Annotated in this window: 30 protein-coding genes; 14 read left to right on the plus strand and 16 right to left on the minus strand. The window is 63.6% G+C overall.

Annotated features, from left to right (window positions below):
- Positions 1 to 95: 95 nt before the first annotated feature.
- A complete protein-coding gene (locus tag D8Y22_RS13860; RefSeq protein ID WP_141465295.1) occupies positions 96 to 1,253 on the minus strand; it encodes a CBS domain-containing protein in 1,158 nt (385 codons plus the stop codon).
- A gap of 97 nt (positions 1,254 to 1,350) precedes the next feature.
- On the opposite strand from D8Y22_RS13860, the gene D8Y22_RS13865 reads away from it, so the two are divergent.
- From D8Y22_RS13865 to D8Y22_RS13875, 3 genes are all read left to right on the plus strand, one after another.
- Positions 1,351 to 1,665, plus strand: coding sequence for a lycopene cyclase domain-containing protein (locus D8Y22_RS13865; protein WP_141465296.1), 315 nt, complete (start codon positions 1,351 to 1,353; stop codon positions 1,663 to 1,665).
- Between the two features lie 158 nt (positions 1,666 to 1,823).
- Positions 1,824 to 2,585 carry a CAP domain-containing protein gene (locus D8Y22_RS13870; RefSeq protein WP_141465297.1) on the plus strand — a complete coding sequence of 254 codons (762 nt, stop codon included), beginning with the start codon at positions 1,824 to 1,826 and terminating at the stop codon, positions 2,583 to 2,585.
- 89 nt (positions 2,586 to 2,674) lie between these two features.
- The gene (locus tag D8Y22_RS13875; protein ID WP_141465298.1) at positions 2,675 to 3,457 is read left to right on the plus strand and encodes a YihY/virulence factor BrkB family protein; all 783 of its coding nucleotides are present in this window, start codon (positions 2,675 to 2,677) and stop codon (positions 3,455 to 3,457) included.
- Positions 3,458 to 3,565: 108 nt separating this feature from the next.
- Here D8Y22_RS13875 and D8Y22_RS13880 read toward each other — a convergent pair whose 3' ends face one another.
- A complete protein-coding gene (locus D8Y22_RS13880) occupies positions 3,566 to 4,138 on the minus strand; it encodes a hypothetical protein (protein ID WP_141465299.1) in 573 nt (190 codons plus the stop codon).
- A 103-nt stretch (positions 4,139 to 4,241) separates the two neighbouring features.
- On the opposite strand from D8Y22_RS13880, the gene D8Y22_RS13885 reads away from it, so the two are divergent.
- A complete protein-coding gene (locus D8Y22_RS13885) occupies positions 4,242 to 4,805 on the plus strand; it encodes a thioredoxin family protein (RefSeq protein WP_141465300.1) in 564 nt (187 codons plus the stop codon).
- Between the two features lie 148 nt (positions 4,806 to 4,953).
- Here the strand turns inward: D8Y22_RS13885 and D8Y22_RS13890 are convergent, their stop codons facing one another.
- Positions 4,954 to 5,454 (minus strand): plastocyanin/azurin family copper-binding protein, encoded by a 501-nt coding sequence (locus D8Y22_RS13890; protein ID WP_141465301.1) that lies wholly within the window; start codon positions 5,452 to 5,454, stop codon positions 4,954 to 4,956.
- A gap of 93 nt (positions 5,455 to 5,547) precedes the next feature.
- On the minus strand, positions 5,548 to 6,636 hold the full coding sequence (locus D8Y22_RS13895; RefSeq protein WP_141465302.1) for an NADH:flavin oxidoreductase/NADH oxidase: 1,089 nt from the start codon (positions 6,634 to 6,636) through the stop codon (positions 5,548 to 5,550).
- 124 nt (positions 6,637 to 6,760) lie between these two features.
- On the opposite strand from D8Y22_RS13895, the gene D8Y22_RS13900 reads away from it, so the two are divergent.
- A complete protein-coding gene (locus tag D8Y22_RS13900; protein WP_141465303.1) occupies positions 6,761 to 7,288 on the plus strand; it encodes a DUF5518 domain-containing protein in 528 nt (175 codons plus the stop codon).
- Between the two features lie 89 nt (positions 7,289 to 7,377).
- Here D8Y22_RS13900 and D8Y22_RS13905 read toward each other — a convergent pair whose 3' ends face one another.
- From D8Y22_RS13905 to D8Y22_RS13915, 3 genes are all read right to left on the minus strand, one after another.
- Positions 7,378 to 8,616 carry a tripartite tricarboxylate transporter permease gene (locus D8Y22_RS13905; protein ID WP_141465304.1) on the minus strand — a complete coding sequence of 413 codons (1,239 nt, stop codon included), beginning with the start codon at positions 8,614 to 8,616 and terminating at the stop codon, positions 7,378 to 7,380.
- 97 nt (positions 8,617 to 8,713) lie between these two features.
- Positions 8,714 to 9,796 (minus strand): Brp/Blh family beta-carotene 15,15'-dioxygenase, encoded by a 1,083-nt coding sequence (locus D8Y22_RS13910; RefSeq protein WP_141465305.1) that lies wholly within the window; start codon positions 9,794 to 9,796, stop codon positions 8,714 to 8,716.
- A complete protein-coding gene (locus tag D8Y22_RS13915; protein ID WP_141465306.1) occupies positions 9,786 to 10,568 on the minus strand; it encodes a lycopene cyclase domain-containing protein in 783 nt (260 codons plus the stop codon). The genes D8Y22_RS13910 and D8Y22_RS13915 overlap by 11 nt, the downstream gene beginning before the upstream one ends.
- Before the next feature lie 244 nt (positions 10,569 to 10,812).
- Between D8Y22_RS13915 and D8Y22_RS13920 the strand changes: the two genes are divergently transcribed.
- On the plus strand, positions 10,813 to 11,667 hold the full coding sequence (locus tag D8Y22_RS13920) for a bacteriorhodopsin (protein ID WP_141465307.1): 855 nt from the start codon (positions 10,813 to 10,815) through the stop codon (positions 11,665 to 11,667).
- 253 nt (positions 11,668 to 11,920) lie between these two features.
- Here D8Y22_RS13920 and rpl12p read toward each other — a convergent pair whose 3' ends face one another.
- The 3 genes from rpl12p to D8Y22_RS13935 are packed head-to-tail and all read right to left on the minus strand — an operon-like array spanning position 11,921 to position 13,960.
- Positions 11,921 to 12,265: a 50S ribosomal protein P1 gene (rpl12p, locus tag D8Y22_RS13925; RefSeq protein WP_141465308.1), complete on the minus strand. Its 345-nt coding sequence runs from the start codon at positions 12,263 to 12,265 to the stop codon at positions 11,921 to 11,923.
- 17 nt (positions 12,266 to 12,282) lie between these two features.
- Complete coding sequence (locus D8Y22_RS13930) at positions 12,283 to 13,326, minus strand: 50S ribosomal protein L10 (protein ID WP_141465309.1); 1,044 nt, start codon at positions 13,324 to 13,326, stop codon at positions 12,283 to 12,285.
- Between the two features lies 1 nt (position 13,327).
- Positions 13,328 to 13,960: a 50S ribosomal protein L1 gene (locus tag D8Y22_RS13935; protein WP_141465310.1), complete on the minus strand. Its 633-nt coding sequence runs from the start codon at positions 13,958 to 13,960 to the stop codon at positions 13,328 to 13,330.
- Between the two features lie 169 nt (positions 13,961 to 14,129).
- Between D8Y22_RS13935 and D8Y22_RS13940 the strand changes: the two genes are divergently transcribed.
- A complete protein-coding gene (locus D8Y22_RS13940) occupies positions 14,130 to 14,735 on the plus strand; it encodes a hypothetical protein (protein ID WP_246084452.1) in 606 nt (201 codons plus the stop codon).
- A gap of 27 nt (positions 14,736 to 14,762) precedes the next feature.
- On the opposite strand, the gene D8Y22_RS13945 is transcribed toward D8Y22_RS13940, so the two are convergent.
- Positions 14,763 to 16,163: an FAD-binding oxidoreductase gene (locus D8Y22_RS13945; RefSeq protein ID WP_141465311.1), complete on the minus strand. Its 1,401-nt coding sequence runs from the start codon at positions 16,161 to 16,163 to the stop codon at positions 14,763 to 14,765.
- A gap of 170 nt (positions 16,164 to 16,333) precedes the next feature.
- Here D8Y22_RS13945 and D8Y22_RS13950 point away from each other — a divergent pair, with 170 nt between their 5' ends.
- Positions 16,334 to 17,341, plus strand: a complete 1,008-nt coding sequence (locus D8Y22_RS13950) for a TIGR04024 family LLM class F420-dependent oxidoreductase (RefSeq protein WP_141465312.1) — start codon at positions 16,334 to 16,336, stop codon at positions 17,339 to 17,341.
- Between the two features lie 86 nt (positions 17,342 to 17,427).
- Here the strand turns inward: D8Y22_RS13950 and D8Y22_RS13955 are convergent, their stop codons facing one another.
- Positions 17,428 to 18,549: a pyridoxal phosphate-dependent aminotransferase gene (locus D8Y22_RS13955; RefSeq protein WP_141465313.1), complete on the minus strand. Its 1,122-nt coding sequence runs from the start codon at positions 18,547 to 18,549 to the stop codon at positions 17,428 to 17,430.
- A gap of 107 nt (positions 18,550 to 18,656) precedes the next feature.
- On the minus strand, positions 18,657 to 19,067 hold the full coding sequence (locus D8Y22_RS13960; RefSeq protein ID WP_141465314.1) for a hypothetical protein: 411 nt from the start codon (positions 19,065 to 19,067) through the stop codon (positions 18,657 to 18,659).
- 84 nt (positions 19,068 to 19,151) lie between these two features.
- Between D8Y22_RS13960 and D8Y22_RS13965 the strand changes: the two genes are divergently transcribed.
- The 4 genes from D8Y22_RS13965 (at position 19,152) to D8Y22_RS13980 (ending at position 22,932) form a co-directional block, all read left to right on the plus strand.
- Positions 19,152 to 20,297 (plus strand): amidohydrolase family protein, encoded by a 1,146-nt coding sequence (locus D8Y22_RS13965; protein WP_141465315.1) that lies wholly within the window; start codon positions 19,152 to 19,154, stop codon positions 20,295 to 20,297.
- Between the two features lie 5 nt (positions 20,298 to 20,302).
- The gene (locus tag D8Y22_RS13970; protein WP_141465316.1) at positions 20,303 to 20,659 is read left to right on the plus strand and encodes a Rieske (2Fe-2S) protein; all 357 of its coding nucleotides are present in this window, start codon (positions 20,303 to 20,305) and stop codon (positions 20,657 to 20,659) included.
- Between the two features lie 55 nt (positions 20,660 to 20,714).
- Positions 20,715 to 21,647, plus strand: a complete 933-nt coding sequence (rsmA, locus tag D8Y22_RS13975) for a 16S rRNA (adenine(1518)-N(6)/adenine(1519)-N(6))-dimethyltransferase RsmA (protein ID WP_141465317.1) — start codon at positions 20,715 to 20,717, stop codon at positions 21,645 to 21,647.
- 73 nt (positions 21,648 to 21,720) lie between these two features.
- Positions 21,721 to 22,932: a LolA family protein gene (locus tag D8Y22_RS13980; protein ID WP_141465318.1), complete on the plus strand. Its 1,212-nt coding sequence runs from the start codon at positions 21,721 to 21,723 to the stop codon at positions 22,930 to 22,932.
- Positions 22,933 to 23,058: 126 nt separating this feature from the next.
- Here D8Y22_RS13980 and D8Y22_RS13985 read toward each other — a convergent pair whose 3' ends face one another.
- Positions 23,059 to 24,033, minus strand: a complete 975-nt coding sequence (locus D8Y22_RS13985) for a DUF7139 domain-containing protein (RefSeq protein ID WP_141465319.1) — start codon at positions 24,031 to 24,033, stop codon at positions 23,059 to 23,061.
- 141 nt (positions 24,034 to 24,174) lie between these two features.
- Positions 24,175 to 24,489 (minus strand): ASCH domain-containing protein, encoded by a 315-nt coding sequence (locus D8Y22_RS13990; RefSeq protein ID WP_141465320.1) that lies wholly within the window; start codon positions 24,487 to 24,489, stop codon positions 24,175 to 24,177.
- Between the two features lie 118 nt (positions 24,490 to 24,607).
- Between D8Y22_RS13990 and D8Y22_RS13995 the strand changes: the two genes are divergently transcribed.
- Together D8Y22_RS13995 and D8Y22_RS14000 are read left to right on the plus strand one after the other, a co-directional pair.
- Entirely contained in the window at positions 24,608 to 24,895 is a 288-nt protein-coding gene (locus tag D8Y22_RS13995; RefSeq protein ID WP_141465321.1) for a DUF5789 family protein, read from the plus strand.
- Between the two features lie 6 nt (positions 24,896 to 24,901).
- On the plus strand, positions 24,902 to 25,600 hold the full coding sequence (locus tag D8Y22_RS14000; protein ID WP_141465322.1) for a CPBP family intramembrane glutamic endopeptidase: 699 nt from the start codon (positions 24,902 to 24,904) through the stop codon (positions 25,598 to 25,600).
- A 4-nt stretch (positions 25,601 to 25,604) separates the two neighbouring features.
- Here D8Y22_RS14000 and D8Y22_RS14005 read toward each other — a convergent pair whose 3' ends face one another.
- The gene (locus D8Y22_RS14005; RefSeq protein ID WP_141465323.1) at positions 25,605 to 26,300 is read right to left on the minus strand and encodes a TOBE domain-containing protein; all 696 of its coding nucleotides are present in this window, start codon (positions 26,298 to 26,300) and stop codon (positions 25,605 to 25,607) included.
- Positions 26,301 to 26,310 lie beyond the last annotated feature (10 nt).

The following is a 26,310-nucleotide window of genomic DNA, read 5'->3' on the forward strand; positions in this document are numbered from 1 at the left end:
CGAATGCGGATGGGAGTGATGGACGCGGCCCAGTCGTCCAACAGTGTATCCGTTTCTTACGGTGTACTACTGAAAGCTACTGAAAATTGGAACGGTTACAGCTCGTTTAGCTTCCGCAGGAGCTGTCCGCGGTACTCCTCGTCGCTCGTGATGCCTTTGACCTCCAAGACGTTGCGCTCGAGTTTGTCGAGAGCGACCCGGAAGGCGTTTTCCGCGCCGTAGCCTTCGCCGGTGCCGGCGACCTGGCCCTTGTTCGTCCGCAGGCGGATCTGACACTGGACCAGCGGCGTTCCACGGAGTTTCTCTTTGTGTTCTTTGAAACGCACGTGGGCGTGCATTACCTGCATCTCGGCGTACTTATCCGAGACATCCTGGATGCTCTCGGTGATCGACTCTCGCGTGATCGTATCGAGCATCGAGATGTTCGTGATCTGAACGTCCATGCGCTCCTCTTCGGTGAAGGTGAGCGCTCGCAGAACGTCGGTTTTGGTGATGACACCGATGACGACCCGGTCGTCGTCGTCGGGCGTGACCATCAGGCCACCGTAGTCGAGTTCGAGCATCGTCTCGACGGCCTCGTCGACGGTGGTATCGAGCGTCGTCGTCTCGACCGGGCTGTTCATGATGTCGTAGACGGGGACATCGAGCATTCGATCGTTGTCACCAACGCGGTCGCCGGTGGTCATCCGTTCGTTCTCACGGATGACGAAGTCCGCGATGTCGTGGGTCGTCACGACGCCGGTGAGGTAGTCGTTCTCGTTGAGGACCGGGATCCGAGAGATCCCGTGTTCGCGAAGTATGTTGATCACCGTCCCGACCCCGTCGCCTTCCTGAACCGTCTCCGGGTCAGACGTGTAGACATCGTCGACGGTCAACGCGTCGAGGTTCTCGAGGACTGCCTCGAGAACTCCGTCACTGCTGATTACGCCCCAGAGTTCGTCGTTCTCGAACACGGGCGCCATCTTCGCGTTGCTCTCGATCAGCACCCGGGCAGTTTCCCGAACGTCCTCGTCGCGGCTGACCCGCGGCGCTGGCGCGCTCCGGCTCGGTTTGATCAGCGCCGCGACTTTCGCATCGTCTTCGACGTGAGACTGGAGGACCTCCCGTTCGCTGATGACGCCCTCGTAGTCACCGTCATTGGTGACGATTATTCCTTTGGGGTTGCCGTCCTCGAAGGTCGAACGGACCTTCCCCATGCGCGTGCCAACGTCGACTTCGATGTACTCCTGGGTGGCGATATCAGCGATATTCATCGTTCCGGCTCGAGATACTCGCGCAAGGGATTTGAAGATACTGCCTGTTCCCACCCCGCTGGCGTATCTTCTTGTTGGTAGCCGCACAAGAGCCCCTATGAGAGTCGATATCAGCGTACTCGGTCGATACACCTACCTCGCAACCGAACTGTTCTGGGGAACGATCGCAGCGTTACTTTGCTACCGAGCCGGTGCCCTCCGGAGGGCCGCAGTGACAATTGTCGCCCTCTATCCGATCGCCTACGTCTGGGACCGATACACGCTCGCCGTCGGCGTGTTCGATATCACCCTCCGGACCGGGATCGACATCGCGGGCATTCCGCTCGAGGAGCACCTCTTCATGGCGGTCGTTCCCGGCCTCGTCGTCGGCGTCCACGAGACGATCTTCGGTTCCGAGGCCGACCGACCGTAGCCCATCCGCGCCTCGAGCAGTTCGTTCCCACGCCATCGAATCTCGACGAGGATCCCGTTCCATCGCATTTCGGCGGTCGTTTCGCGACGACGGTCGCTGCTATCACCGACTGCAACCGACCATGGGGCTCTTATCGCGAGGGCTCTATTCGAGAGACGATGGAGCGCCGTCGTCAGTCGGACCCCTCGCCAAATCGATCCCCTCGAAGCGATCGGGCGCTCGTCCGATCGATCCTCCGCCTACTCGTCCTCGCAGTCTGTCTCGTCAGCATCGTGGTTGCGGCGGTGACGGTCGGCCCGATCGTCCTCGAGGAACTCGAGGAGCTAGACGACGTCGAGATCGTCGACCGACCCGCGCCGAGTTCGGAGCCCCCGCCGGCTGGCGAACGCGACCCCGCCGTGACCGACCCCGGCGATCCCGGCGAGTCGAGCTACGAAACCAACGTCGAGACCGTCACCTCGCCAACCGTCGAGGATTTCATTCACGCCGAAGTCAACGACCGGCGGGCCGAGCACGATCTCGAGTCCCTCGAGTGGGACGGCACCGTCGCGTCGGTCTCGCGTGCACACAGCTACGACATGGCCGAACGCGATTACTTCGCCCACACGAATCCCGACGGGGAGGCGCCGTTCGATCGGTTCACCGACATCGACGACTACTGTCGCGCCTACGGCGAGAATATCGCGCTGACGTGGGTCGATCGACCGGTCGATCGCCCTGGTGAGGACGGTTCGACCACCTACTACACTGCGGAGGAACTCGCGACCGGGCTCGTCGACCAGTGGATGGACTCACCGCCACACCGAGAGGCGATCCTCGACGAGCACGGCGGCCCAGGCTGGGATCGCGGCGGGATCGGCGTCTACCTCGACGACGACGGCAGCGTCTACGCGACGCACAATTTCTGTCACGAGTGGTAGTTCGTCAGCGGACCGAAGCGTCTCCGGCTCGAGACACAGCAGATGCGAACGTGTTACAGTTTCTTGATGGATCGGCTCGTAGGGACCATATGGACGTCACGACGACGATCGCGTCGGTCTATCGTACGGCGACGGATCGGGAGATCACCTTCCTCGCCGCCGCCTTCGCCTACTACGCGTTCGTTTCGCTGATTCCGATGGTACTGTTGGCGCTCGTCGTCGGCTCGGTGCTCGGCGGCGAGGAGACCGCTCAACAGTTGATTCTTGTGGCGGGGGACTTCCTCCCCGACGCCGGTGAGGCGTTAGTGACCGAGGCGCTGACGACCGAAGCCGGCCGCGCCGAGGCGACCGTCGTCGCGCTCGCGGTCGCCACCTGGGGCGCTCTCAAGGTCTTTCGCGGGCTGAGCAAGGCCTTCGATACGGTCTATGACGAGGTCGTCGAGGAATCGCTGCTCGAGGAAGTTCGCGACGGCGTCATCGTCATCGTCGCGGGTGCGGGCGCGCTCCTGTTGATGATCGTCGTCGGCACCGTCTTGGGGGTCGTCGCTGGAACGATACCGTTTGCCAGCGCGATGAGCTGGCTCGTTCTCCTGATCGGGCTCGTCCTCGTCTTTCTGCCGGTCTATTACGTGCTTCCCCCAATATCGGTGTCTGTCTCCGAGATCCTTCCGGGCACGATCGTCGCCGCTGTCGGCTGGACCGCACTGCAGGTCGGGTTCCAGGTCTACGCCGGGAACGCGGGCCAGTACGAAGCCTACGGCGCCGTCGGTGCCGTCTTGTTGCTGGTTACGTTCCTCTATTTCGCCGGCATCATCGTCTTGCTCGGTGCCGTGGTCAACGTCGTCCATTCGGAGCCGACACTCGCCGAGTGAGCGGACGCATCGGTTTCCTGTACGTCATTGCCGGGACACCGTCCGGGTCGTGGGTGTGCGGGGACAGCGGTACAGGAATCCGTATCACTGGTAACGACCAAAAACCCACTACCGGTAGTTCTTGAACAACAACGCCCTGACATCGTCTTTGGTCTGGACGTCCTCCGTCGAGCCGTCCGGCAACGTCACCGTGTAGCGGTGATCCGACGAGTCCGACTCCGCCCACTTGTCGTCGTGGGTCTCGAGCAGGCTCATCATCTCGTCTAGCATCTCGTCGTCGTCGGCGTCGCCGCTCGCGTCGTCCGCGTTGGACTCGACGTCATCTTCGTCGCCGGTATCGCCCGCAGAATCCTCGTCGTCAGTCGCAGACTCACCGTCATCGCCGACGGACGACTCGTCCGGGAGCTTCGACGCCGTCGTTTCGTCGTAGGCGACTTCCTCGAGTGCGGTTGGATCGGGATCGCCGTCGATCGCAGCGCCGACCGAGGCGGCAACGTCGTCGGTCGCCGAGGAGTCGAACTCGCCGTCGAGATCGATATCGTCGTCGAGATTGTCGATCAGATACTGAAGCGCATCCTGTTCGCGAACGTAGCCGTACTTGCCGACGACGTCCTCGGAAATTTCCTCGCGGAGGTGCTGAATGAACGCGTACTGGTCGTCGGTCACCTCGAGGGTTTGCATATGCCTTCGATGCGGGTGACGGTACAAATATGTACGCCGTCCCGACGCGTACCGGCTCGTAACGAGCGCTATTCTTACGTCGATAGATACGAATGGATCACGTATGGTCCTACAAGAGTCCGATTCGACGCTCGAGGCCAGCGACGAGGCGCCCGCCTTCGAACTCGAGGGTGTCGACGGCCAGACGTACACGCTCGAGTCGTTTGCCGACAGCGAGGCACTGCTGGTCGTGTTCACCTGCAATCACTGTCCGTACGCGAAAGCGAAGTTCGACCTGTTGAACGAACTGGCCGCCGAGTACGACGACGTTGCAGTCGTCGGCATCAATCCAAACGACGCCGAGGAGTACCCCGACGACTCCCTCGAGGCGATGCAGGAGTACGTCGACGACGGCCGAATCCAGTACGACGCCTACCTTCGGGACGAGTCCCAGAGCGTCGCCCGCGAGTACGGCGCAGTGTGTACGCCCGATCCGTTCCTCTTCGACCGCGACGATGGTGCGTTCAGACTCGTCTACCACGGTCGACTCGACGACGCGCTCAATCCCGAGGACGAGCCGACTCGGTTCCACGTTCGCGAAGCGATCGACAGCGTGCTGGCTGGCGAGGCGGTCGACCTCGAGTGGCAGCCCTCCCAGGGATGTTCGATCAAGTGGGCCGACGACTAGTGGCGTCCCGACCCTGATACGGTTTACTGTAAGTCATTTCTGGCGCACCCGCGACCTGGACGGCGGGTGCGCCGGTAAATCGTTACAGCAATCCGTATGAACGACGGGATCGAATCCGGCGGAGTGGGTCGGTTCGATGGTCGGACGGCTACTTGACGACGAGATCGCCGACCTGATTTACTTCGTGATAGCTACAGACGTACGTCGCCATCGCACTGTCTGCAGTAAACTCGAGGGATGCACTCTCGCCTTCGGAACTGACCTCGTCGCTGATCAGGTCGTCGACGACGTCGTCGGTATCGTCCCAAATCTGGATGTCGTGTGGCATGTCGTCGGCGTTGATCCACTCGATGGTGTAGGCTTCACCGTCGGTGAGTGCGAGCGTCGGATTTTCCTCACCCTCGATCGCAGTCGGTTCGACGCCGTCCCAGTGGGTAGCGTAGCCCTCGAGGACGATCTCCGTTCCAGGCTCGACCTCGATGCCGTCGCTACCGTCGGTTCCGTTTCCATCGCCGGTTCCATTTCCATCGCCGGATCCACCGTTACCGTCGCTCCCGTTATCGTCGCCGCCCATACATCCTGCGAGGGTGAGCATTGCTGTCGATGCCCCTGCAGCCTTCAGGACCGTGCGCCGAGTATGATCGGTCATGGCTCTTCGGCCGACGGTTCGGGTCAGATACCGTTGAAAATGCGACCGCGTTCCCAGCGGGTGAGGCCTCGACCGATCATATTCGGCGCCGGACTATCGGACGGCGCGACGGTATTGGACCGGCCATCGGTCGGCCGACTCGTCCTCGAGGCGGTCGGCGGCATGGAGTCCGAAGTACGGATCCTGGAGGAACTCCCGACCGACGAGCACGAGGTCGCCACGTCCGTTGCGAACGATCGCGTCGGCTTGTTCGGGCTCGGTGATCCCGCCAACTGCACCGACGGCGATGTCTGCCCCGTCGCGAATCGCTTCGGCCAGGGGCACCTGGAAATTCGGTCCGCCAGGCGGTTCCTGATCCGGATGGACCGAACCCGAGCTCACGTCGATCAGGTCGACGCCGAGTCCGGCGAGATCGTCGGCGAGTCGAACCGACTGCTCGAGATCCCACGAGGGTCGATCCTCGAGCCAGTCCGTTCCGGAGATACGCACGAAGAGGGGCTTGTCCGCGGGCCAGACCGCCCTGACTTCCTCGGTGACCTCACGGAGGAGTCGCGTTCGGTTCTCGAAACTCCCGCCGTACTCGTCTTCGCGTCGGTTGGTCACCGGCGAGAGAAACTCGTGGAGCAGATAGCCGTGTGCAGCGTGAATCTCGGCGATGTCGAACCCGGCCTCGAGCGAGCGCTCTGCCGCCGTTCGGAATGCGCCGATTACGTCGACGATGTCGTCCGTGCTCGCTCGTTTCATTGCCGGCCGATCCCCGCGAAACGGCGGGTAGGCGTCGGGTGACGGCGAGAGCGTTTCCCAGCCACCGTCGGCGGGCGACAGCGGCAGGTTCCCCTCCGAAGGCGGACACTTGCTCGCCTTGTGACCGGCGTGAGCGAGTTGAATACCCGGGACGGCACCCTGTTCGCGAACGAAGTCGGTGATCGGCTCGAGTGCGGCCGCGTGCTCGTCGCTCCAGATACCGAGGTCCGCGCCGGTGATACGGCCGCGGGGCTCGACGGCGGTGGCTTCGGTCAAGACGATGCCGGCACCACCGACGGCGCGACTCCCGAGGTGAACGCGGTGCCACTCCGTCGGCAGTCCGTCGCGGTCACAGGAGTACTGACACATCGGCGAGACGGCGATTCGATTCGGTATCTCGCAGTCACGCATCGACAACCCGTCGAACAGCGCTGGCATAGCCGGGGCTTTCGACCCAATCGGGAAAACGACGATGAACGGGGCCGCGTTTGCCGGCTCGCACGGCGGGACAGTCATCGGTCGACCGTATGGTTATATATTGGGTTAGAAACACGTCTGGCGCATGGAAAACACCGCTAGCGAAACAGCGTACTGTTCCGCGTGTGGAACCGAGATTCGTTCGGACACCGCCATCTGCCCCACCTGTGGTGCCAACCAGAACGGGCGCTCCACCCAGCACGGAGACAGCAGCCACCACCAGGACCACCGACAGGAACCGGCAGAACCGACGGGCCGATACGTCGCTGCAGCGGTCGGCGCGCTGATCTCGTTTTTCATCGGTTGGTTTCCGTTCGTCGGTCCGATCGTTCCGGGTATCGTCGCGGGATATCTACGCGGGAGCGACACGAAAGAGAGCGCACTCGCCGGTACCCTCGCGAACGTGATCGCCTCGATCCCGATCGTCGGACTGCTGATGCTCTTTTTCGGCCTGGGCGCGATCGGCATGGTCACCGAAGGCAACGGCGAGGCCGGACTCGGCCTCGGCATCCTCCTGGCAATGACTCTCGTCTCGCTTCTGTACTACTACGGCTTCGGTGCCCTCGGCGGCGTCATCGGTGCCGCGATGACCGATCGTCGCGACCCCGAGTGAGACGGGTTCGTCAACGTCGTGCAACCCGCCCTCCCGTGGATCCACCGGAACATCGATACACCAGACTGGAGACTGACCCCGTCGCACAATCAACTGACGAACAACAACGGCCCGATCAACACCCCCATCAGATGGACGCGCCGGGCCCGCAGCCGAACCGGAACCATGCCGACGGCGGCCGCGACGAGAAAGATCACGATTCCGATCGGACCAGTAAAGAGAAACGACAGCCCGATCAACAACGCGAGGACGACTGCCGAAATCTTCCAGTAGGTCATCCGACCGACTATCTCGAGATAGGCGTCGCCGACGACGATAACGAGCACGAAGCCGATCGCACCTGCGAGCACGACACCAGTAAGGAGAATCGGCAACTCGAGGGGGACATCGGCGCTGTCGACGGCGACCATCACCCCCGTTCGGGGTTGGCCGATGGCGACGAGAGCAAAGAGCGCGAAGATCGTATTCGCCGTATCGACGCCACTAGTCGCGACGATGTAACCGCGGTCACCCGAGCCGCCGGGCACGAGCACCAGGACGGCGACGGCAGCGATCGCGGCGGAGATTCCCGGAATGTAGCCGACGACGGCCCCCGCGAGCGCGCCGGCGATCGCCGTACCGGCGACGAGCCAGCGCGGGAGGGCGATCGTCTCCTCGCGCTGGGCCGGAACCCCGCTGCCGAAGATGGCGTCGATCAACACCGGCGCACCGAAGAGACCGGCAAACAGTGGTGCGAGCATCCCGCCGGCCTCGAGCGGCGCGTTCGGCGAGAGATCGAGTGTGAGAAACCCGAGCGCCGCGGCCAGGGCAAACGAGACGAGGGCAGCCACGCGTCGAAACCAGGTGTACTCCGAGGCGATCAACGCGACAACGACCATCGCCAGCACGAGCGAGAGGTTGTCACGAATCGTCGGGTAGACGGCCATCACGCCCCAGGTGATCGGAACCGCCAGCGGGAGAGCCACGAGAACGGCGAGCAGACTCCCGATCGCCGAGAGTCGAATCGCCTCGTACCCCCGTCCCGCCATGACCATCCGGTGGCCCGGGAGGGCCGTCACCGCCATCTCCGCGTCGGGGACGCCAAGCGCCATCGCCGGCACCGCGTTGAGAAACGTGTGGACGACGCCGGCGGCGAGCATCCCACAGCCGATGAACAGCGGCGGACCGGGAATCGACGTCGCGACCCCCGCCAGCAACAGGGCGAAGTTGTTCGCGTGCAGACCGGGAACGAGCCCACTACAGCTTCCCAGTACCGAGCCAGCCAGAATCCACGCGAGCAACGCAAGCGTGAACTCGAGATCGACGACCACCTCGAGGCCGGAGACCATCGCTCTTGTTGGTCCGGCGTTTGGATTTAAACCTGCGCACGGACGTGCTCGAGCCGCGCCCTCGACTCACAGCGATACTGTGGGGAAGCCAACGGCGTCAGCCGCTGGTAGTCGACCAGACGAGCAGTCCCTGCGTCCTGTCGAGCAGTGTGACGACGACGACGTGGGGCAGCGTCAGGACTGCGAGACAGACCAGGTAGAGGGCCAGTACGTCGGGAACGTTCGTCGGTGCGTACGGAACGAGCACCGCCAGTCCACCGAGGACGGCGAGGGCACCTGCGGTCAGGGGCGCGGCGTCGCGGACGAACCGCCAGCTCGCAAGCCGATCGTTTCCTGCCGCGAGCGCTTCCGACGCCACGTCGTCGACGAGCATCGTGCGGAGGATGTGACGCACCGAGTGCCAGAGCGGGAAATAGAACCCAATCGCGAGAATCGGTGGCACGACCGCGAAAAACCCCACCAGACCGAGAGTTTCGACGACGTCGGCGAGCCAGGGCTCGAGCGTCTCGGCCCGCCGGTAGCTCAGCGACAGCGATCCGACGACGAGCGCGCCGACGCCGACGGCCACGCCGAGTCGAACCGTCGGCTGGAAGATCGGCTCGAGTGCGGCCGCTGCACCCGGATCGAACAGCCCGACGAGCGACTCCGCGACGACGGCATATTGGCCGGGAAAGGCGACCAGTGGGACGAGCATCGGAATCCCGCCGCGGACGAGCACCGTGAGAGACGCCGGCGCCAGACCCTCGAGGTAGCATCCCCCGGTGAGGACGCGGACGGCGTAGACATCGCCTTGCCCCCAGTGTAGCAGCGTCACGAGGATGAACAGTACGAAGGCGACGACGGGCGCGAGAAACCAGACGACGGCGTACGCGCCGCCGACGACCAGATAGAGGCCACCGACGACAGCGAACGACCGTGCCGTCGGTCGCCGGTTGGCGGCCCTGGGAACCACGAGGTGGTCGACGGCTCCGTGGGGAAGCCCGAACGCGAGGACGCTCACTGCCAGCGGGAGGTATTGGTACGCGAGCGGAACGGAGTCGACGAGAGTCGAGAGAGCGAGCCCGGCCAGTACTGCGAGCGCGCCGAAGCCGTAGCTCGCACGCGCGGCGCGACGCCGGGCGCTCTCGGTTGGCTCCGTATCGTCGCCAGCGCCCGCACTGTGGGAGTCGCTACGGACCATTCGTCGGGTTCGAGCCGATCACGGGCAGTCGATCCAGGCTTGAATCGCCCTCGAGGCGCTCGAGCACCCAGACGTACAACACCAGCCCCTGCACGATGAACACGTTCGTCAGGAGGAAAAAGAGCGCTTCCTCTATCGGCAGCCCGAGAAGCGCAATTCCGGTCGTCTGCGTGCTCGAAATCATCCAGATCCCGAGTTCGATGGCGATCCGATCAACGACCCAGAGATACAGCGTCGGCACGGCGACAGCCAGGCCGACCATCGGCCAGACTTCCCGAAGGTACGGCAGGCCGAACCCCCACTGGATCGCGAGGATCGGCCCCGCCCAGAACAGGAGCCAACCCAGGTAGTACGTCGTCGTCGAGCCAAGCAAGAACCAGCCAGCGAGACACACGACGAGACCACCCGCCACGCCGGTCGCCCGGTGGCGCAGTGAGACCTCGAGCGGCCGGTCGACGACATCGAGGAACTGAAAGAGCCAGAGTCCGGTCAGTACTGGCTGGAGGACGAAAAACAGGTATTCCTCGACCGGCGTGTGCCAGATCGTCGCGAGAACTGCACCGTCGCCGTACCACCAGACGCCGGCCGGAATGAGGTGGTTCGTCCACGGCGTGGTGTAGACGACAGCCAGCCCCACGAGGACACAGAGTCCCGACAACGACCGCCGATCGATCCAGGCGTCGCTTCGCCACCAGGCAGCGGCCGCCAACACCAGAATCGGCGGGAGCAGAAAGACCAGGTGGAACTCGAGGTAACTCAGCGGTGGGCTCACGCACGATCACCGACCCTGGGTGGGCTGTCGGCACCCACGTCGACGACTCGGCTGTCGACGGACGCAGACGGCTGTTTCACCGCGCGGTCCCGAACCATCGCCATCGAATCCTTCTCGAGACTCCACCGACAAAAACGGACACCCATACAGTCGTAGATCGTTGGTGTTCACCAACACGGGAATTACTGTACACGGTAGGTGCACGTGACTTTAACCCGTCAGGAGTAGGGAGGCATGCACACACATGACCCCACCGACGCTCGGCGATCCGCCCGCGTTCGAATCGGTCGGCGTCCCGCTCGAGACGACACAGTCGGAACTCTTCGAGTTCGTCCATAGCGACCCACTGCTATCGCTGTCGTTCGTCGTCAACATCGCCCTTGCCGGGCTGACGATCCTCCTGATCGTCTATCTCGGCCGGAACCTGACCGACCCCCGTGCGAAACTGATCGCCGTCTCCGTAATGCTCATCTCGGTCGTCTCGATCTCGAGTTACACCGGACTCGCCTCGGGACTCACGCTCAGCTTTCTCGAGATGCCCCCTGGACACGCGATGGCGGGCGACGAGGTACTCGCGATGTGGGGCCGATATCTCACCTGGACGTTCTCGACACCGTTTATCCTGATCGCGCTCGGAATGATCGCCGGGTCGAACCTCACGAAGATCTTCACGACCGTCGCCTTCACCATCGCGATGTGTATCACGGGCCTGGCTGCAGCGTTTACGACCTCGAGTTATCTGCTGCGGTGGTGGTGGTTCGTGATTAGCTCGGCGTTCTTTCTGGTGATCGTCTACGTGTTGCTTTTCGATTGGGTCGAGGACGCGAAACGGGCCGGAACGATCGACCTGTTCAACACCCTGAAACTGCTGACGGTGGCGAGCTGGTTTGGCTATCCGATCCTGTGGGCCCTCGGCGTGGAGGGGTTCGCGCTGCTCGACATCGCTATCACGTCCTGGGGATACAGCGTCCTCGACATCGTCAGCAAGTACATCGTGACCGTGTTGATCATGGTGTGGCTCGCGAAGGAACCCTCGGCGGTCACGGCTGGCGCTGCGTACGGCTCGAGTCGACCCGGCGTTACCCCTGCCGACGACTGAGACGGATTGCTGTAACGATTTACCGGCGCAACCGCGACCCGGGCGGCGGTTGCGCCGGCAATGACTTACAGTAAACCGTATGAGACGGATTGCTGGCAGTCATTTCCGGCCCGCCCCCGGACAGGAGCGGTCACGCCGGAAGATCGTTACAGCAGACCGATACTGCCTGCCCGGCTGTCGTCTCCGCACAGCAGTCGCTTCTCGGGTAGTGGTCGATAAAAATTCGTGGTCGTCGATATCGTCGCGTCGCGACTTAGCCGAAGAGTTCGCCGAGACCCTCGCCGTCGGCTTCCTCGTCTTCCTCGTCCTCGTCGTCTTCGGTCGTGTCCGGCACGTCGGCTTCGCCGTCGTCGTCGTCGCCGTCGTCAGCAGCCTCGTCGGCTGCCGCGCCACCGGCAGCTGCGCCGCCTGCAGCGGGGACGGCAGCAGCTTCCGAAACCGCTTCGTCGATGTCGACGTCCTCGAGGGCGGCGACGAGCGCTTTGACACGGGATTCTTCGACATCGACGCCAGCGGCGTCGAGTACGTCGGTGAGGTTGTCTTCGTTGATCTCTTCGTCCGTCTCGTTCAGGATGAGTGCAGCGTAAACGTATTCCATTGTAAGGTCCTCCGTGGTTATCCGAACATCTCGCCGAGGCCGGACGCGCCGTCACCGTCGTCTTCGTCGTCATCGTCGTCGGTGTCGGCGTCGTCGGCCGCAGCGTCGTCTTGGTCGTCAGCCGATTCGTCCTCGCCCTCGTCGTCGGTATCCGCCGTCGCGGCGGGTGCGTCGACATCCTGCAGTTCCTCGGGCAGGGCCTCCTCGTCGTCGATCTGGGCCGCGAGCGCACGCAGCTGTGCGTCGGCCTTGCTGACGAGGTCGGGCAGCAGGTCTTCGTCCTCGATGGCGGCCTGGAGGCCAAGGCTCTTGGCTTCGCCCGTGGCCTTGGCGATGAGCGTCGGTGCCGTCGTCTCGGTCGGGAACGTCGCGTTGACCGCGAGGTTCCGTGCGCGAGCGGCGGCCGTCGCCACGTCGCTCTCGTAGGCCTCGATATCGATATCGAGGTCGTCCGGATCGAAGCGCACGCCCTCGGCGATGACGGCGCGCAGGTCGAGCCCGACTTCCTTGGGCTCGATACCGAGTTCGTTGAGGACGTTCGAGAGGTCCGCAGAGACTTCCTCGCCGGCTTCTAAGACCGTCGAGTCCTCCATGACCTGAATCGAACCGTCCTCGATGCGTGCGTTCGCACCGACTCCCTGCAGTTCGCCGACGAACGGTCCCGGGTCGACACCCGTGTCCCCTTCCGGAATGACGATATCGTTCGGGGCGACTTCGCCCTCGTTGATTGGGGCCGGCGTCTTCGAGGCCTCGAGTTCCTTGTAGAGTGCGAAAGGATTGTCGTTCGTTCCGACGAGTCCGACCTGTCCCTCGACCTCCTCGACGAGTTCGTCGAGTCCGGCCGATTCGAGCGCGCGGACTTGCAGCGTGTTCCGGCTGACGCGCAACTCGGCGGTCCCGTGGAGATCACGGCGCATGTCCTGGAGCTGCTTCGACGGAATGCCGGCGATGCCGACGACGCCGACGCTCTCGTAGTTCTCGATGAGGTCGGTAAGTTCGTCGACTTCCTCTTTCTTCCACTGTGGAAGGTTCTCTGTCTTGCGTTCAGCCTGTGCGCTCATCTTAGGCCACCTCCACGGACGGGCCCATCGTCGTCTTGACGAAGACGCCGTCGATGTTCTGTGGACCTTTCTCGAGGTCGGCGTGCAGTCGACGCAGGATGACGTCGATGTTGTCGGCGATATCTTCGGCGTCCATGTCTTCGGCGCCGACGAGCGTGTGGAACGTGCGTCGGTCGCCCGAGCGAAGCTGCACGGTATTTTTGAGTCGGTTGACGGTCTCGACGACATCGTCGTCGGGGGCGAGCGGATCCGGCATCTTTCCTCGCGGACCGAGGATGGTACCGAGATGCCGGGCGATGTCTTGCATCATCGCCTCTTCGGCGATGAAGAAGTCCGTCTCGTCGGCCATATCTTTGGCCTCGTCGTCGTCCAGATCGGCCACGTCGTCGACCGAGAGCACGTCGTCCGCAACCTCTTCGGCACGGACGCCGGTTTCGCCCTCGGCGATAACGACGATGATCGTCTCTTGGCCGGTTCCGGACGGCAAGACGATTGACTCGTCAACACGATTCGACGGTTCGTTCAAATCAAGGTCGCGCAAGTTTATCGCGAGGTCGACCGTCTCGGTAAAGTTCCGGTCCGGCGAGTCCTCGAGTGCGCGAGCCACTGCGGTTTCGATATCCGAATCTGCCATCGTTCACCTCCGTAGTACGCAGGAGTGCTCCTACGGGTCAGTGAAACAGGCTACGCCTGTCTCTGTTGGACGAAGTGGGATCCCGAACTTAAACCCGTCGAACTGGAGCCGTTGCAGTGTGCGCGACTGACCACAAATGCTATTGTCCCTGTCAGAGTATTGTCCAGCAATGAGTGGGTTAAATTTACTCGATATTGCTGCCGTATGGGGGGCCGATGGGGCGGCGGCCATCGCAAACAGCGGCTGGCTCGAGCAGTACCAGTCGCTTGGCGTCCTCGAGCGCGTTGGCGGGCAGTTCGTTCTCACGGTCGTCGTGGCCATCGTCGTTCTCGGGATGATCCATCGTCACGGGACGGACGCGGTCACGAAAGCCCGGCGAAGCCCGATCATTTCGCTCTGTATCGGGACGCCCACGTTACTCGTGATCAGCGGCCTCACCGCCGCGGGCTACTATATGCTTGGCTCGAGCGTCGGTACGTTCTTCGGCGTGGTACTCATCGCGATCGGATTCGCTGCCCTTCCAACGAGTATCGCGATCGGGTTCGTGGCGATCGGCCAGGGTATAACCGGTCGGCTTGGACGAACGAAACTGTGGCACGGTATCCTGATGGGAGGACTGTTGGCGGGCCTTTCGGGCGTCTCGCTCTCAGCAACGCTCGTTGCCGTTACGATTACCGGCACGCTCGGAACGGGGGCACTCGTTCGGATCCTGTTTGGGGCCGGCGGGACGACCAGTCCCGAGGAGCGGACCGTTCCACCCGCGAACAAAATCTGAGACCGGTTCGTCTCTGGGAGAGTAATACTACGGTTCGTCGTCGTCCGGGAAAATCTTTCCCGGATTGAGTGTTCCAGTCGGATCGAGAGCCGCTTTGATGCGTCGCATCATGTCGACGCCGCCAGCACCGTGTTCGGGCTCCAGGTAGGCCTGTTTGCCCTGCCCGATACCGTGTTCGCCGGTCGCGGTGCCGCCCATCTCGATCGCTAGTTCGACGATCTCCCGATAGGCACGCTCACCGCGGGCCAGTTCGTCGGGATCGGTCGGGTTCGCAAGGACGGTGTAGTGTAAGTTCCCGTCGCCTGCGTGACCGAAACAGGGGATCGTCACGTCGTACTCGTCGGCGACCCGCTTTGCCTCGCGGACGATGTCGGGATAGCCGCTGATCGGGACGGTAACGTCGCCGGGATGGAGCGTCTCCCGGTCGGGATCGTAGCTTCGGGTGGCATACGCTAGTTCCCGACGAGCCTCCCAGAGGCGATCCATCTCGGCGTCGTCGTCGCTCACCTCGAAGCGCTCGAGGGCGTAGTCCGAAAAAATCGTTCGACAGAGGCCGATCTCTTCCTCGATGCCGTGGTTGGCGTGGAACTCGAGAAAGACCATCGGCGCGTCGGGCAGATCGCTGCCGAGATACTCGTTTGCTATCCGTGCGCTCAACTCGTCGACGAGTTCGATCCGGGCGACGTCGATTTCGGTCTGGAGGGCATCGGCGATCGCCGCGGCGGCGGCGTCGAGCGTTTCGAAGATAGCGCGGCCGCCCCGAACCTGTTGTGGTCGGCCCGCCAGCGCGAGCGTCGCTTCGGTGACGACCGCGAGGGTCCCCTCGCTGCCGATCAGCAGCTCGGTCAGGTTGTAGCCGCTCGAGGTTTTGATCGCACGCGAGCCCGTCCGAACGACGGTACCGTCGGCGAGGACGGCCTCCAGAGCGAGCACCCAGTCGGCGACCTCGCCGTACTTGACGGTCTGCATGCCGCTGGCGTCGGTCGCGATCATGCCGCCGATGGTCGAGATATCGCCGGAAGAGGGAAGCGGCGGGAAGAAGAGGCCGTCGTCTGCGACGTACTCGTCGACTGCCGAGCCGATGATCCCCGGTCCGACATCGATCTGGAAGTCCTCGGGGCGGTAGTCCCGAACGTCGTTCATCCGGGTGAGGTCGAGGCTGATTCCACCCTCGGCAGGGACGGCGTTGCCTTCGAGCCCCGTCCCCGCTGCGTAGGGCGTGACGGGAACGCCCTGTTCGGTTGCGGCCTCGAGCACCGCCGCCACGTCGGCGGTGGATTCGGGCCAGACGACCGCGTCGGGAACGGTGGGAGCGTCCTCGTCCTGGGTCCCCCAATCCGTCGCGTGTGCCTCGCGTCGACCGCACTCGAACGAGTATTGGTCGGCCTCGAGTGTGAGCCCCTCGAGAAACGAGCAATCGTGAGCCATAGCCCCACGTTGGACAGCAGTCGTATCAACGTTTTTCATACTGCCGGACAGAACTACTGTGAGCAGTCGCCACCCTATCCGGATCGCTGACCTTTATAGGAATGGCACTCGCGGTAGGAGATGATGGTAATTAATCAAGCAATTCGACAGCAGACACGGAGGGCAGGACTGTGAACGCGACGCTCGATCTCCTGATTCGGCTGACGGACTACGAGACGCCACAGGACGTCGCCGATCGGGCCGTTTTCGCCGAAGAACTGGGGTTCGACCGCATCACGGTCGGGGAAACGACCGGGTGGAACATCGTCCCACCGCTGACGCTTGCGGCGGACCGGACCGACGACCTCGGTATTTCGAACGATGTCGTCTCTCCGTTTGCCCGGTCGCCGGCATTGCTCGCCCAGACCGCGCTCACGCTACACGATGCCTCTGACGGCCGCTTCCGACTGGGGCTCGGACCGAGTTCGCCTGCGATCACCGAGCGTTGGCACGGCGAAGACTTCGAGCGGCCGCTGCGACGCACCCGCGAAGCCGTCGAGATCATCCGCAACGTCTTCGAGACGGGCAACCCCGCCTACGAAGGCGACATCTTCGATGTTCCCGGACTGGATTACAACCGCGATCCACCCGAGGAGCCGCCGGCGGTCGACATCGCGACGCTCGGGCCGAAAGCGACCGAGATGGCCGGCCGTTTCGGCGACGGCTGGGCGCCACAGATGTTCACCAAAGACGGCCTCGAGGAGCGCCTCGAGGACTTACAGCGGGGCGCCGAACTCGGCGGAAAAGACCTCTCGGACCTGCGCGTCGCGCCGATCGTGCGAGCGATCGCCGACGAGGACCGCGAGAAGGCCCGGGAGAAGGCCCGCAAATCGACGGCGTTCATGGTCGGCGCCTACGGCCCGTACTACGGCAACTCGGTCGCCGAGCAGGGGTACGCCGATGTCGTCGAGGAGATCCGGTCGGAGTGGGAGAACCGCGATACCGAGGCGATGGCCGAGGCCCTCCCCGACGAGGTACTCGACGAACTCGCGGCGGCGGGGACGCCCGAGGAAGTCCGCGACTGGCTCGAGGACTACGCCGAGGTCGATGACCTCGACACCATCCGACTGGGCTTCGTCAACGGCATGACCGACGGGGAAAAGGAGACGACGATGGAAGCCGCCGGCGAACTGTTGTAGCCCCGAGATCACGAGGCGTCCTGCGAGACGCTTCTCGACGGGGTTGGGGATCGATCGGCGTCGCCTATCGAACGGCTCCCATCGGCCTACCGAACCGCTCGCGTCGCGTCGTCGATGATCTCGAGGGCTGCTTTCAACTCCTCCATCCCCGTCGCATACGAGAGGCGAGCGTAGCCCTGGCCGTTCGCGCCGAAGGCGTCGCCCGGGACGACGATCACGCCGCGGTCGAGCACTTCGTCGCACCATCCCTCGGGGACCTTCGGCATGACGTAGAACGCCCCTTCGGGCGACGGCACCTCGAGGCCGGCGTCCTCGAGGCCGTCGAGGACGACATCGCGGCGTCGTTCGAAAGCGGCGACCATCTCTTCGACTGGGTCTTGGGGGCCGGTCAGGGCGGCTTCGGCGGCGTACTGTGCGGGTGCGGAGGCACAGGCCTGCCCGTACTGGTGGACTCGGAGCATGCGTTCGATCCGCCGGTTCGAACCGGTGACCCAGCCGAGACGCCAGCCGGTCATCGAGTAGGTCTTCGAACAGGCGCTGACGGTGACGACGTTGTCGCTCTCGGCGAACTCGAGCGGCGGATGGTGGGTCCCCTCGAAGACGATCCGTTCGTACACTTCGTCGGAGACACAGAGGACGTCGTGTTCGTCGGCGATGCGGGCGAACTCGCGCATGTCGGCTTCGCTCTGGACGGCGCCGGTCGGGTTCGCCGGGCTGTTGACGACGAACGCGGCGGTGTCGTCGGTGATCGCTTCCTCGACGGTCGCGGGATCGAGTGTGAGGTCATCGCGAAGCGGGACAGGTTTGGGCGTCCCGTCGGCGATGTGGGTCAGTGCGTCGTAGGAGACGAAGCCCGGATCCGGGAAGATCACGTCTTGGCCGGGATCGACGTGAGCCTCGAGGACGAGGTGGAGTGCTTCGCTGCCGCCCGAGGTGGCGATGATGTCCTCGGGATCGATCTCGAGCCCGTACTCGCGGTCGTAGGTCGCCGCGATCGCCTCCCGAAGCGAACGGGTCCCCTTGTTCGACGTGTAGGCGTCGGCTTGGTCGTTTTCGATCGCCTCGATCGCCCCGCGTCGGGCGTGGGCGGGCGTGGGAAAGTCGGGCTGCCCGATACCGAGGTTGATCGCGTCGTCGCCGGCGGCTTCGAACACTTCGCGGATGCCGCTGATCGACACCTGCTCGACTCGCTGTGCAAACTCCGTCATTACCCATACGCGGGTGGGCAACCCCGATAACTCTTGATGCTCGCGCGCGCGTCGTCCGCCGTCGCCGCGATCGGTGTCTCCCCCGTGGGCGAGAGCCGATACCGCCGTCAGCGTTCCTCGAGGTTCGAGCGAACGGTCGCCTCGAATTCGTCGCTCGAGCGTTCGAAGATGGTGTACCCATCCTGCGATCGTCGACGAGGAATGGAGGAGACTGGTTCGTCGTCGACGAAGACGGTCCAGTCGTCGCCGTAGCGCGCGTCGACGCCGGCGATGCGAACGGCGATGTCGAGGTCGCGCTCGAGTCGGTCGACGACCTCGTGTGTCAGTTCGCCGTCGGCGAATCGAGAGGGGCGAAACGGACGCAGATCGTGGCTCTCGAACAGTCGAACTGCCCGTGCCCACCAGTCGGGAAGCGTCTCGAGTGCGACGCCTTCGTAGGGATCGTCGGGATCGTGGCCGGGTGGGCGAGATCGCAGTCGGGTGATCTCGTCGTCGGTTGCGCCCCGGTCGTCGTCCATGGTTCCCGGTTGCAGGCGGAATGTCAAAAATCCAGTTATCGGACGCCCGAACCACTATATGCCCATACAGAGACAATCTCTGTCATGGCACAGTCACAGCGCAGTTCCGACTCGATACGCTCGCTCGCCGATATGACGATCGTCGATACGGATTCGCACGTCACCGAGACGCTCGAGGATCTGATTCCCTACGTCGAACGGCAGAATCCGGGCGTGGTTCGATTCCTGAAGAACGCAGCAGACGCACGGCGAGACGTCTACTCCGCGACGCGTGCAACCGCGGCGTTCAGCCAGACGCCGGGGCCGCTCGACGGCCAGGAGAGCGGGTCGGACGACCTCGTCCACTCGCAGGTTCGGGAGCCGTCGGTGAAGATCGAACTGATGGAACAGTTCGACATCGATTACTCGATCCTCTCGCCGGGGTTGAACCTGAACTTGGCGACGGTCAACCACGATTCGACGGCCGTCGCGATCGCGCAAGCGTATAACTCGTGGCTGACGGACACCTTCCTCGACGCCCACGATGGGTTCCGCGCGACGGCGATCGTCGCCCATCAGAAACCGGCCAAGGCGGCCGAGGAAATCGACCGCATGGCGAGCGAAGACGATATCGTCGGCGTCCAGTTGCCCGGCTCCGGACTCGTCCCGCCCGCCGGTCACACCTGGTACGATCCGATCTACGAGGCGGCCGAAGACCACGGGCTCCCCATCGTGATGCACAGCGGCAACAACGGCGCGTCAGCCGTCTTCCCGATCCAGCGACAGTGGGCTGAAACCTTCCTCGAGGATCACGCCTTTACCTTCCCCGTCGAATCGATGTGGCACCTCATCTCGTTGGTCTGCCAGGGCGTACCAGAGCGGTTCCCCGACCTCGAGTTCGTCCTCCAGGAGTGTGGGATCGAGTGGCTGCCGTGGCTCATGTGGCGACTCGACGATCACTATCTCCAGAACTCACAGGACGTTCCGATGCTTCGTCGGATGCCAAGCGAGTACATCAAAGAACAGTTCTACATCACCTCCCAGCCACTCGGACACACCGAACGCAACGACCACCTCGCCTCGATCGTCGAGATGGCCGGCGGCGCGGAGACGCTGCTGTTCGCGATGGACCACCCACACCCCGACTTCGATACGCCCGAAGAGCTGTACAATCCGCTGTGTGCGGGCCTGGACGGCGACAGTATCGGCGGGATCATGGGCGAAACGGCGCTCGAACTCTTCGATATCTGATCCGTATGTGTGGGCGTCACAAAGTAACCGACGAAGCTGCGATCGCCGACCCCGGCGAGCGCGTCCTCACCGAGGTCAAGGGCGTCGAAATCGCCGTGTTCAACGTCGACGGCGACTACCACGCGCTCGCGAATTTCTGTCCCCACCAGAGCGGCCCGCTCTGTGAGGGGCCCACCCAGGGCCGGGTAACCGTCGACGACGACCTCGAGTGGGCGTACGACGACGAGGAGCGAAACGTCGTCTGTCCGTGGCACGGTTGGATATTCGACGTGACGACGGGGACGAATATCGACGCCGAGCAGTACACCGTTCCGACGTACGATATCGAGGTCGAAGACGGCGAGGTGTTTATCGTGATCTGACGGGTACCGGCGCCGAGACGGTGCGTTTACACCGCCGTCGGCCCAAGCGTCACCAATGAGAGACCCCGACGCATTGATCGCTCGCGCTGGCGTCCGCGGCGATCCCGATCGCGACCAGCACTTTCTCGTCGACGACCGCGTCCTGAATCGTCTGCCGACCTACCTCGAGAGCGAGGCGCTACGGGCCTCGGATGAAGGGTGCGAGGCGCTACGGGCCTCGGATGAAGGGTGCGAGGCGCTACGGGCCTCGGATGAAAAGCGCGAGGCGATCGACCGCACGCATCTCCTCGAAATCGGCGGCGGAACGGGGGCACTGACCGACCGACTCCTCGCACTCGAGGAGACGGACGAGGTGACCGTCGTCGAGCGCGACCCCGATCTCGCGGCCTTTCTGCGCGAAGAGTTTCGCGACGAGATCGACGCCGGACGACTCACCGTGATCGAGGCCGACGCACTCGAGGTCGAGTTACCCGACTTTACCGCCTCAGTCTCGAATCTTCCCTACGGCGTCTCGAGCGAAATTGCGTTTCGGCTGCTGCCCGAGCGACGGCCGCTCGTCTTGATGTTTCAACAGGAGTTCGCCGAACGGATGGTCGCCGAGCCCGGGACCAGCGAGTACGGCCGTCTCTCGGTCTCGACCCAGCACTACGCCGATGTCGAACTCGTCGAGTCGATCCCAAAGGAGGCGTTCTCGCCGCCGCCGGCCGTCCAGAGCGCGGTCGTTCGCGCCGTCCCGCGACCCCCCGAGTACGAGGTCGACGACGAGGCGTTCTTCCTCCGGTTCGTCAAGGCCCTATTTACCCAACGGCGCAAGACCGTCCGCAACGCGATCAGAAACACGGCACACATCTCCGGGCTCGAGGAGCCAGATGCCGTCGTCGACGCCGCCGACGAAGAACTGCTGAAAAAGCGGCCGGATTCGGTCACGCCCGCGGAATTCGCCGAACTCGCGGCGCTTGCGGATCGGATCGGGGAGCGGACGGACTAGGGTCTTCCCCTCCAGTCGACGCGAACGACCGTCACACCCATATGTCTCTCACCAAAACTGAGACCTATTGGGGATGACCGCCTCGAGCCGTCGGCCGATCGTCCTCGTTGCGATAGCCCTCGCACTGTCGATTGCCGGAGCAGTTGCTATCACCGGCCTCGGTATCGACGTGGTGGGAACCGATTCGGATCCGGATCCCGACGAATTGGTCGCCGATGTCGTCACCGCCTCCGGTGACGTCGAGACGCTCCAAGCGACGCGAACCGACACGTACGAAATACACGACCTCGGATCCGGGGAACCGCGCACGGGCGAGACGACCGTCGACGTCTGGAAGCGACTACCCGATCAGTCACGTACCGAAGTCATCGCCACGAACGCGCCCGAGCGCACTCCCGGCGACGTTCGCGTCGTCGACGGCTCGAGGCTGCAAAGCTACGATGCGAACCAGGCGTCGATGCTCGTCGACGACGAGTGGGACGGCGACGCCGTCTCTCACTGGCCAGTAACCGCAGCGGAACTCGAGGACGGCAGCCTCGAGACGACGTATCGCGGCACCGACACTATTGACGACCGCGAAACCTACGTCGTCGACATCGAACGCGCCGACAACTCGACGGCCGGGATCAGCCTGCTCGTCGGCGACACCGAATACGCACTCGGCGACGACGACGAGAATCGAACTCTCAGCCGGACGACGACCTGGTGGATCGATGTCGACGCCGGCGTACCGATCAAAGAGCGCGTCGTCACCGAACACGACGCGCCCGCGGAACACGTCCTCGAGCGCGAGCGAGACGTGCGGACGGTCACGTACGAAGACGTTCGCTTCAACGAAGACATCGACGACGACCGCTTTGTCATCGACCCGCCCGACGGCACCGATGTCTACGAACCTGCAACGTCGTTCGACGTCGACACGGTTCCAGACGCCGACGACGCGGTCCCGTTTACCGTCCAAGAGCCGGTGATCCCGGATCGATTCGAACGGGTTATCGTCAGTGCACGCGAGTTCAGGGGGAATACGACTGTCGATCTCGTCTATCGTGACGGGGACCTCCGTGACGGCGAGGAGATATTCGTGCGACTTTCCAATGCACCGTTCGATCAGACGAGGGTCATCGAAGACGATGTCGGTCCCCACGATGGCGCCCGCGTCACCACGGGCTTTGGACCGGGGTACGGCTGGGACTGCAATGGGGTCTACTACGAACTGGCTGCGGACGATCCGGACGGCGACAACGCGCAGTTCGCGATGGATCTGGCGGACTCAATCGACTGTTGAGCGACGGGCCAAACGACGGACGACGGTCGCGTCGGTGCATAGGGACTCGAGAACGGAACGATACAACGGCGACTCGAGAACGGAACGGTCGGCGTTGCGTGATCAGCGGGAAAACGACCGTCGTCGTTACCGACTGTTCGGCGTCCACTCTTCGCAGGCGTCCATGTCGTCCATGGCGCGTTCGTGGCGAGCACAGTACGGAACCATGCCGGAGGACGACCGGACGTACTCGAAGTGGCGACAGTTTCCACAGTAGCGGTCGGCGGGGTTGGACGGTTCGTCGGGGCTCGATTCGACGATTTCGGCGTCACGCCCGTCGCCATCCAGCGGCGAGGAGATATCGGCCGTCGTCGATCCGCCGTCGCTCGTGGGTGTGCCAACCGACGGACCCCGCTTCGAGGCGGAGCCTCGAGAGCGAGACTGTGTCGACGACCGCTGCTCCGTGAGGATCGCCCCGTCGTCCAGCTCCGGCTCGGTGTCTGCGTCGGTCGCCGACTCTGACTGGGCGTTGGTCTGCGTTTCGACATCGCCGTCTGGCGTGCTACCGAAAAAGCCGATGCCGCCGTGGCCGCCCGAGTCCGGTTCCGGCTCCTCGTACTCGACGATGGTCTGATTCCGGCGCGTGACGTTCATCTCGAGCATGCCGCCAGGGTCGTTGCGGGTCTTGAAGTTGACGACGGCGGTAAAGAGACACCAGACGGCGATAAAGAGCCCGAGCAAGTAGACGACGGAGACGTGGAGGGTGAGGTCGTCACCGTAACCCCGCCAGTGATACGGGTAGGCGTGCCAGAAAAGGGCAACGCCGAGCAGACAGAGGCTCGCGCTGATCGCGGCGGTCGCACGGACCCGTCTGCCTGCAGGTAAGACAATGAAGACGCCGACGAGTGCCGCGGGAACGCCCAGTCCGGCGAGGACGCCGGCGACGCGGACGGCGGCGTAGTGGTCGCCGACGACCCCGACGAGGAGGTCCGTCGTCGCGATGACGACGGCGACGACCGACAACGCTGCCCCGAGCAAGACGAGTGCCGTCCCCGCGTACAGCCGTCGGAGGCTCGTCACCTCCCGTTCGTTCCCTTTGTAGGCCTCCGTCAGACTTGTCATGGAGCCACGTTTGTACTCCGAGCACAAAACGCTACGTCAGACACACCTCGGTTCTTAGAGACGTTACTCGACCGTCGGTAAGAGCGTCTCGGGTCCACAATAGCCGCGTTTCGATTCTCGCGTGCTTTCCCGAGTCGGTGCTCACTCGGAGACAGGTTCGAAGCGATGACGGACGGCGGTGTTGTCGTCGTTCCACTCCGTCCCGTGTGTCTGCTCGATGCGGCGCTTGTAGGCCTCGAGATTCGGCGACCCTTCGGCGCGGGCGTCTTCGTCGGTCAGTTCTCCGAGTCGACGTTCGGTAACGTCGACGACCTCGAAGGTCGTTCCGTCGATTTCGAACGTATCTCCTTCTGATGCGTGTTTATCACCGCGGTGGAGCTGGGTGATCTCTCCCTCGAGGACGCTGGTTCGAAGCCGTTGTGCCGGAAGCAAGTCTGGCGCTGGAATCGTCGCCATAGCTCAGTAGAGCGGATCGACGTTACTAATTCTGTCGAATGGGTTGCTAACGGCGATCCAATCGGGTCGGAGCCGTCGAAGCGAAAGCTTGAATCGACGCGCTCGCAAACCTCGAGTCATGAGCGACGAGGACGAAGACGACGAGCCGGCGGTCGAACTCGGTGAGCAAACGCCGGTCGAGGGGGCACCACTCGCACGCGTGAGTTCGCGCCTAACCTGGCCCAAGGAAAAAAGCGAGATCGATCGTCTCGAAGGCGAGAGCGTCCTCCGCACGCCGGAGGGGCCACAGGAACTGTCAGCGATCCTCGAGTCGGTCGAGGAGACCTACTTCGAACGGCGACAGGAGTTCGAATCACACGTTCGGGATGTCGTCGGTACCGGACCGATCCCGACGACGGACACGTAATGACCAGTGGCCACCGAAGACAGTAGTTATCGCCTCGACTGGCTCCGCGATCGGTTTGACCGCCTCTCCTGGTTCCACAAGTCGCTACTGACGGGTGCGGTGTTGACGCTGTTGTGGATGCACTTCGTACCGGGTGCGTTAGAGCGCCGAGCCGTCGTCGATAGCGTGCTGTTGATCGGTGGGCCGCTCCTCCTGGGACTGACACACGGCCGACGTATCGGCTGGACGATAAACCGGGTGGCCGTTCGTAACGCCGTCTTGCTTGCGATGTTCGTCTTGCCGTTTTACCTGGTCGGCTCGACCCTGCCGACGATCCGGCAGTTCTATCCGATGTGGCAGACGACGGTCGCGCCGGCGTCGTTTCTTCCCCACGCGGTCCAGTTGTTCGTCCTCGCACTCGCTGCGGAGACGTACTATCGGGGACTGCTCTGTGTCGGAGTCAGGGAGATCGGCTTCAAAGCCGTGCTCATCAGTCCCGTCGTCTACATGATCCACCACGCGAGCAAACCGCCGATCGAGTTCCTGTTGTCGGGACCGACCGACGTCCTCTTTGGCGCCGTCGACTACAAGTCTGGCTCCATCCTGCCGTCGGTAATCGCCCACGGCGCCGGTCTCGTCTTACTCGACTGGTTGGTTCTCCACGAGCCGCTGTTCGATCCGACGGCGCTTCTCGAGGCGCTGTCGTGGCTCCCCTTACCACTATAAGATGTCACGCCGTGTCAGCTGGAACCGCCCGCGCAGCCGTCGCCTTGAACGCAGCCGTAATCGGCTCACCGACGGTGAGGTTGAGACGGTCGGCGCTGGCGCGCGTAACGAGTGCTCGAAGCTCGCGCTCGCCCTCGAGGCCGATCGTTACGCCCGTGACCTCGGCACCCGGCTCAAGGGCGGACACTGTCCCCGTAAACTGGTTGCGAAGGCTCGTTTCGTCTTCGCCGGGGGACTCGTCCGGATCGGTCAACACGACGGCGTCCGAGCGGACGGTAACCTGTACCGCCACGGTCTCGTCCGGTGCTAGGGCGACGATAGCGCCGATCGGCGTCTCGACGGTCGCGAGCTCACCTATTTGATTACTTACATGTCCTTCGAAGACCGATTCAGTGACTCGCGCAACCCCGTCGAGTTCGGCGTTGTGACGGTCGAACTGCTGGCAGAGATCCCGCGCCGTCTCGGTGAGTTCGGTCCCGCCGCCCCCGGGGCCGCCGCGTCGACGTTCGGTGATCGGCCCGAGAGCGTCTTCGATCTCGACGACGCGGTTTTGCAGCCGTGCATACGAGCGTTCGAGCGCGTCGGCCGCGCCGTGCATCGACCCGTGTCGGTCGATTGCCTCGAGCATCTCGATGTCTCGTCGGTCGATCGTGAGGTCGCCGACGGCCAGTTTCGTCCGATATTCCTTCTCGATTCGCATCGTGGGTTCT

The sequence above is a fragment of the Salinadaptatus halalkaliphilus genome (assembly GCF_006543045.1).
GTDB lineage: Archaea > Halobacteriota > Halobacteria > Halobacteriales > Natrialbaceae > Salinadaptatus > Salinadaptatus halalkaliphilus.

Coding starts and splice junctions, on each gene's coding strand:
- rpl12p (WP_141465308.1), bottom strand. CDS start 12,265: ATGGAATACGTTTACGCTGCACTCATCCTGAACGAGACGGACGAAGAG.
- D8Y22_RS13900 (WP_141465303.1), top strand. CDS start 6,761: ATGGAAAACACCGCTAGCGAAACAGCGTACTGTTCCGCGTGTGGAACC.
- D8Y22_RS13985 (WP_141465319.1), bottom strand. CDS start 24,033: ATGACAAGTCTGACGGAGGCCTACAAAGGGAACGAACGGGAGGTGACG.
- D8Y22_RS13920 (WP_141465307.1), top strand. CDS start 10,813: ATGACCCCACCGACGCTCGGCGATCCGCCCGCGTTCGAATCGGTCGGC.
- D8Y22_RS13995 (WP_141465321.1), top strand. CDS start 24,608: ATGAGCGACGAGGACGAAGACGACGAGCCGGCGGTCGAACTCGGTGAG.
- D8Y22_RS13990 (WP_141465320.1), bottom strand. CDS start 24,489: ATGGCGACGATTCCAGCGCCAGACTTGCTTCCGGCACAACGGCTTCGA.
- D8Y22_RS13895 (WP_141465302.1), bottom strand. CDS start 6,636: ATGCCAGCGCTGTTCGACGGGTTGTCGATGCGTGACTGCGAGATACCG.
- D8Y22_RS13860 (WP_141465295.1), bottom strand. CDS start 1,253: ATGAATATCGCTGATATCGCCACCCAGGAGTACATCGAAGTCGACGTT.
- D8Y22_RS13880 (WP_141465299.1), bottom strand. CDS start 4,138: ATGCAAACCCTCGAGGTGACCGACGACCAGTACGCGTTCATTCAGCAC.
- D8Y22_RS13935 (WP_141465310.1), bottom strand. CDS start 13,960: ATGGCAGATTCGGATATCGAAACCGCAGTGGCTCGCGCACTCGAGGAC.
- D8Y22_RS13910 (WP_141465305.1), bottom strand. CDS start 9,796: ATGGTCCGTAGCGACTCCCACAGTGCGGGCGCTGGCGACGATACGGAG.
- D8Y22_RS13870 (WP_141465297.1), top strand. CDS start 1,824: ATGGAGCGCCGTCGTCAGTCGGACCCCTCGCCAAATCGATCCCCTCGA.
- D8Y22_RS13865 (WP_141465296.1), top strand. CDS start 1,351: ATGAGAGTCGATATCAGCGTACTCGGTCGATACACCTACCTCGCAACC.
- D8Y22_RS13890 (WP_141465301.1), bottom strand. CDS start 5,454: ATGACCGATCATACTCGGCGCACGGTCCTGAAGGCTGCAGGGGCATCG.
- D8Y22_RS13960 (WP_141465314.1), bottom strand. CDS start 19,067: ATGGACGACGACCGGGGCGCAACCGACGACGAGATCACCCGACTGCGA.
- D8Y22_RS13965 (WP_141465315.1), top strand. CDS start 19,152: ATGGCACAGTCACAGCGCAGTTCCGACTCGATACGCTCGCTCGCCGAT.
- D8Y22_RS14005 (WP_141465323.1), bottom strand. CDS start 26,300: ATGCGAATCGAGAAGGAATATCGGACGAAACTGGCCGTCGGCGACCTC.
- rsmA (WP_141465317.1), top strand. CDS start 20,715: ATGAGAGACCCCGACGCATTGATCGCTCGCGCTGGCGTCCGCGGCGAT.
- D8Y22_RS13930 (WP_141465309.1), bottom strand. CDS start 13,326: ATGAGCGCACAGGCTGAACGCAAGACAGAGAACCTTCCACAGTGGAAG.
- D8Y22_RS13980 (WP_141465318.1), top strand. CDS start 21,721: ATGACCGCCTCGAGCCGTCGGCCGATCGTCCTCGTTGCGATAGCCCTC.
- D8Y22_RS13970 (WP_141465316.1), top strand. CDS start 20,303: ATGTGTGGGCGTCACAAAGTAACCGACGAAGCTGCGATCGCCGACCCC.
- D8Y22_RS13905 (WP_141465304.1), bottom strand. CDS start 8,616: ATGGTCTCCGGCCTCGAGGTGGTCGTCGATCTCGAGTTCACGCTTGCG.
- D8Y22_RS13940 (WP_246084452.1), top strand. CDS start 14,130: ATGAGTGGGTTAAATTTACTCGATATTGCTGCCGTATGGGGGGCCGAT.
- D8Y22_RS13955 (WP_141465313.1), bottom strand. CDS start 18,549: ATGACGGAGTTTGCACAGCGAGTCGAGCAGGTGTCGATCAGCGGCATC.
- D8Y22_RS13945 (WP_141465311.1), bottom strand. CDS start 16,163: ATGGCTCACGATTGCTCGTTTCTCGAGGGGCTCACACTCGAGGCCGAC.
- D8Y22_RS13885 (WP_141465300.1), top strand. CDS start 4,242: ATGGTCCTACAAGAGTCCGATTCGACGCTCGAGGCCAGCGACGAGGCG.
- D8Y22_RS13875 (WP_141465298.1), top strand. CDS start 2,675: ATGGACGTCACGACGACGATCGCGTCGGTCTATCGTACGGCGACGGAT.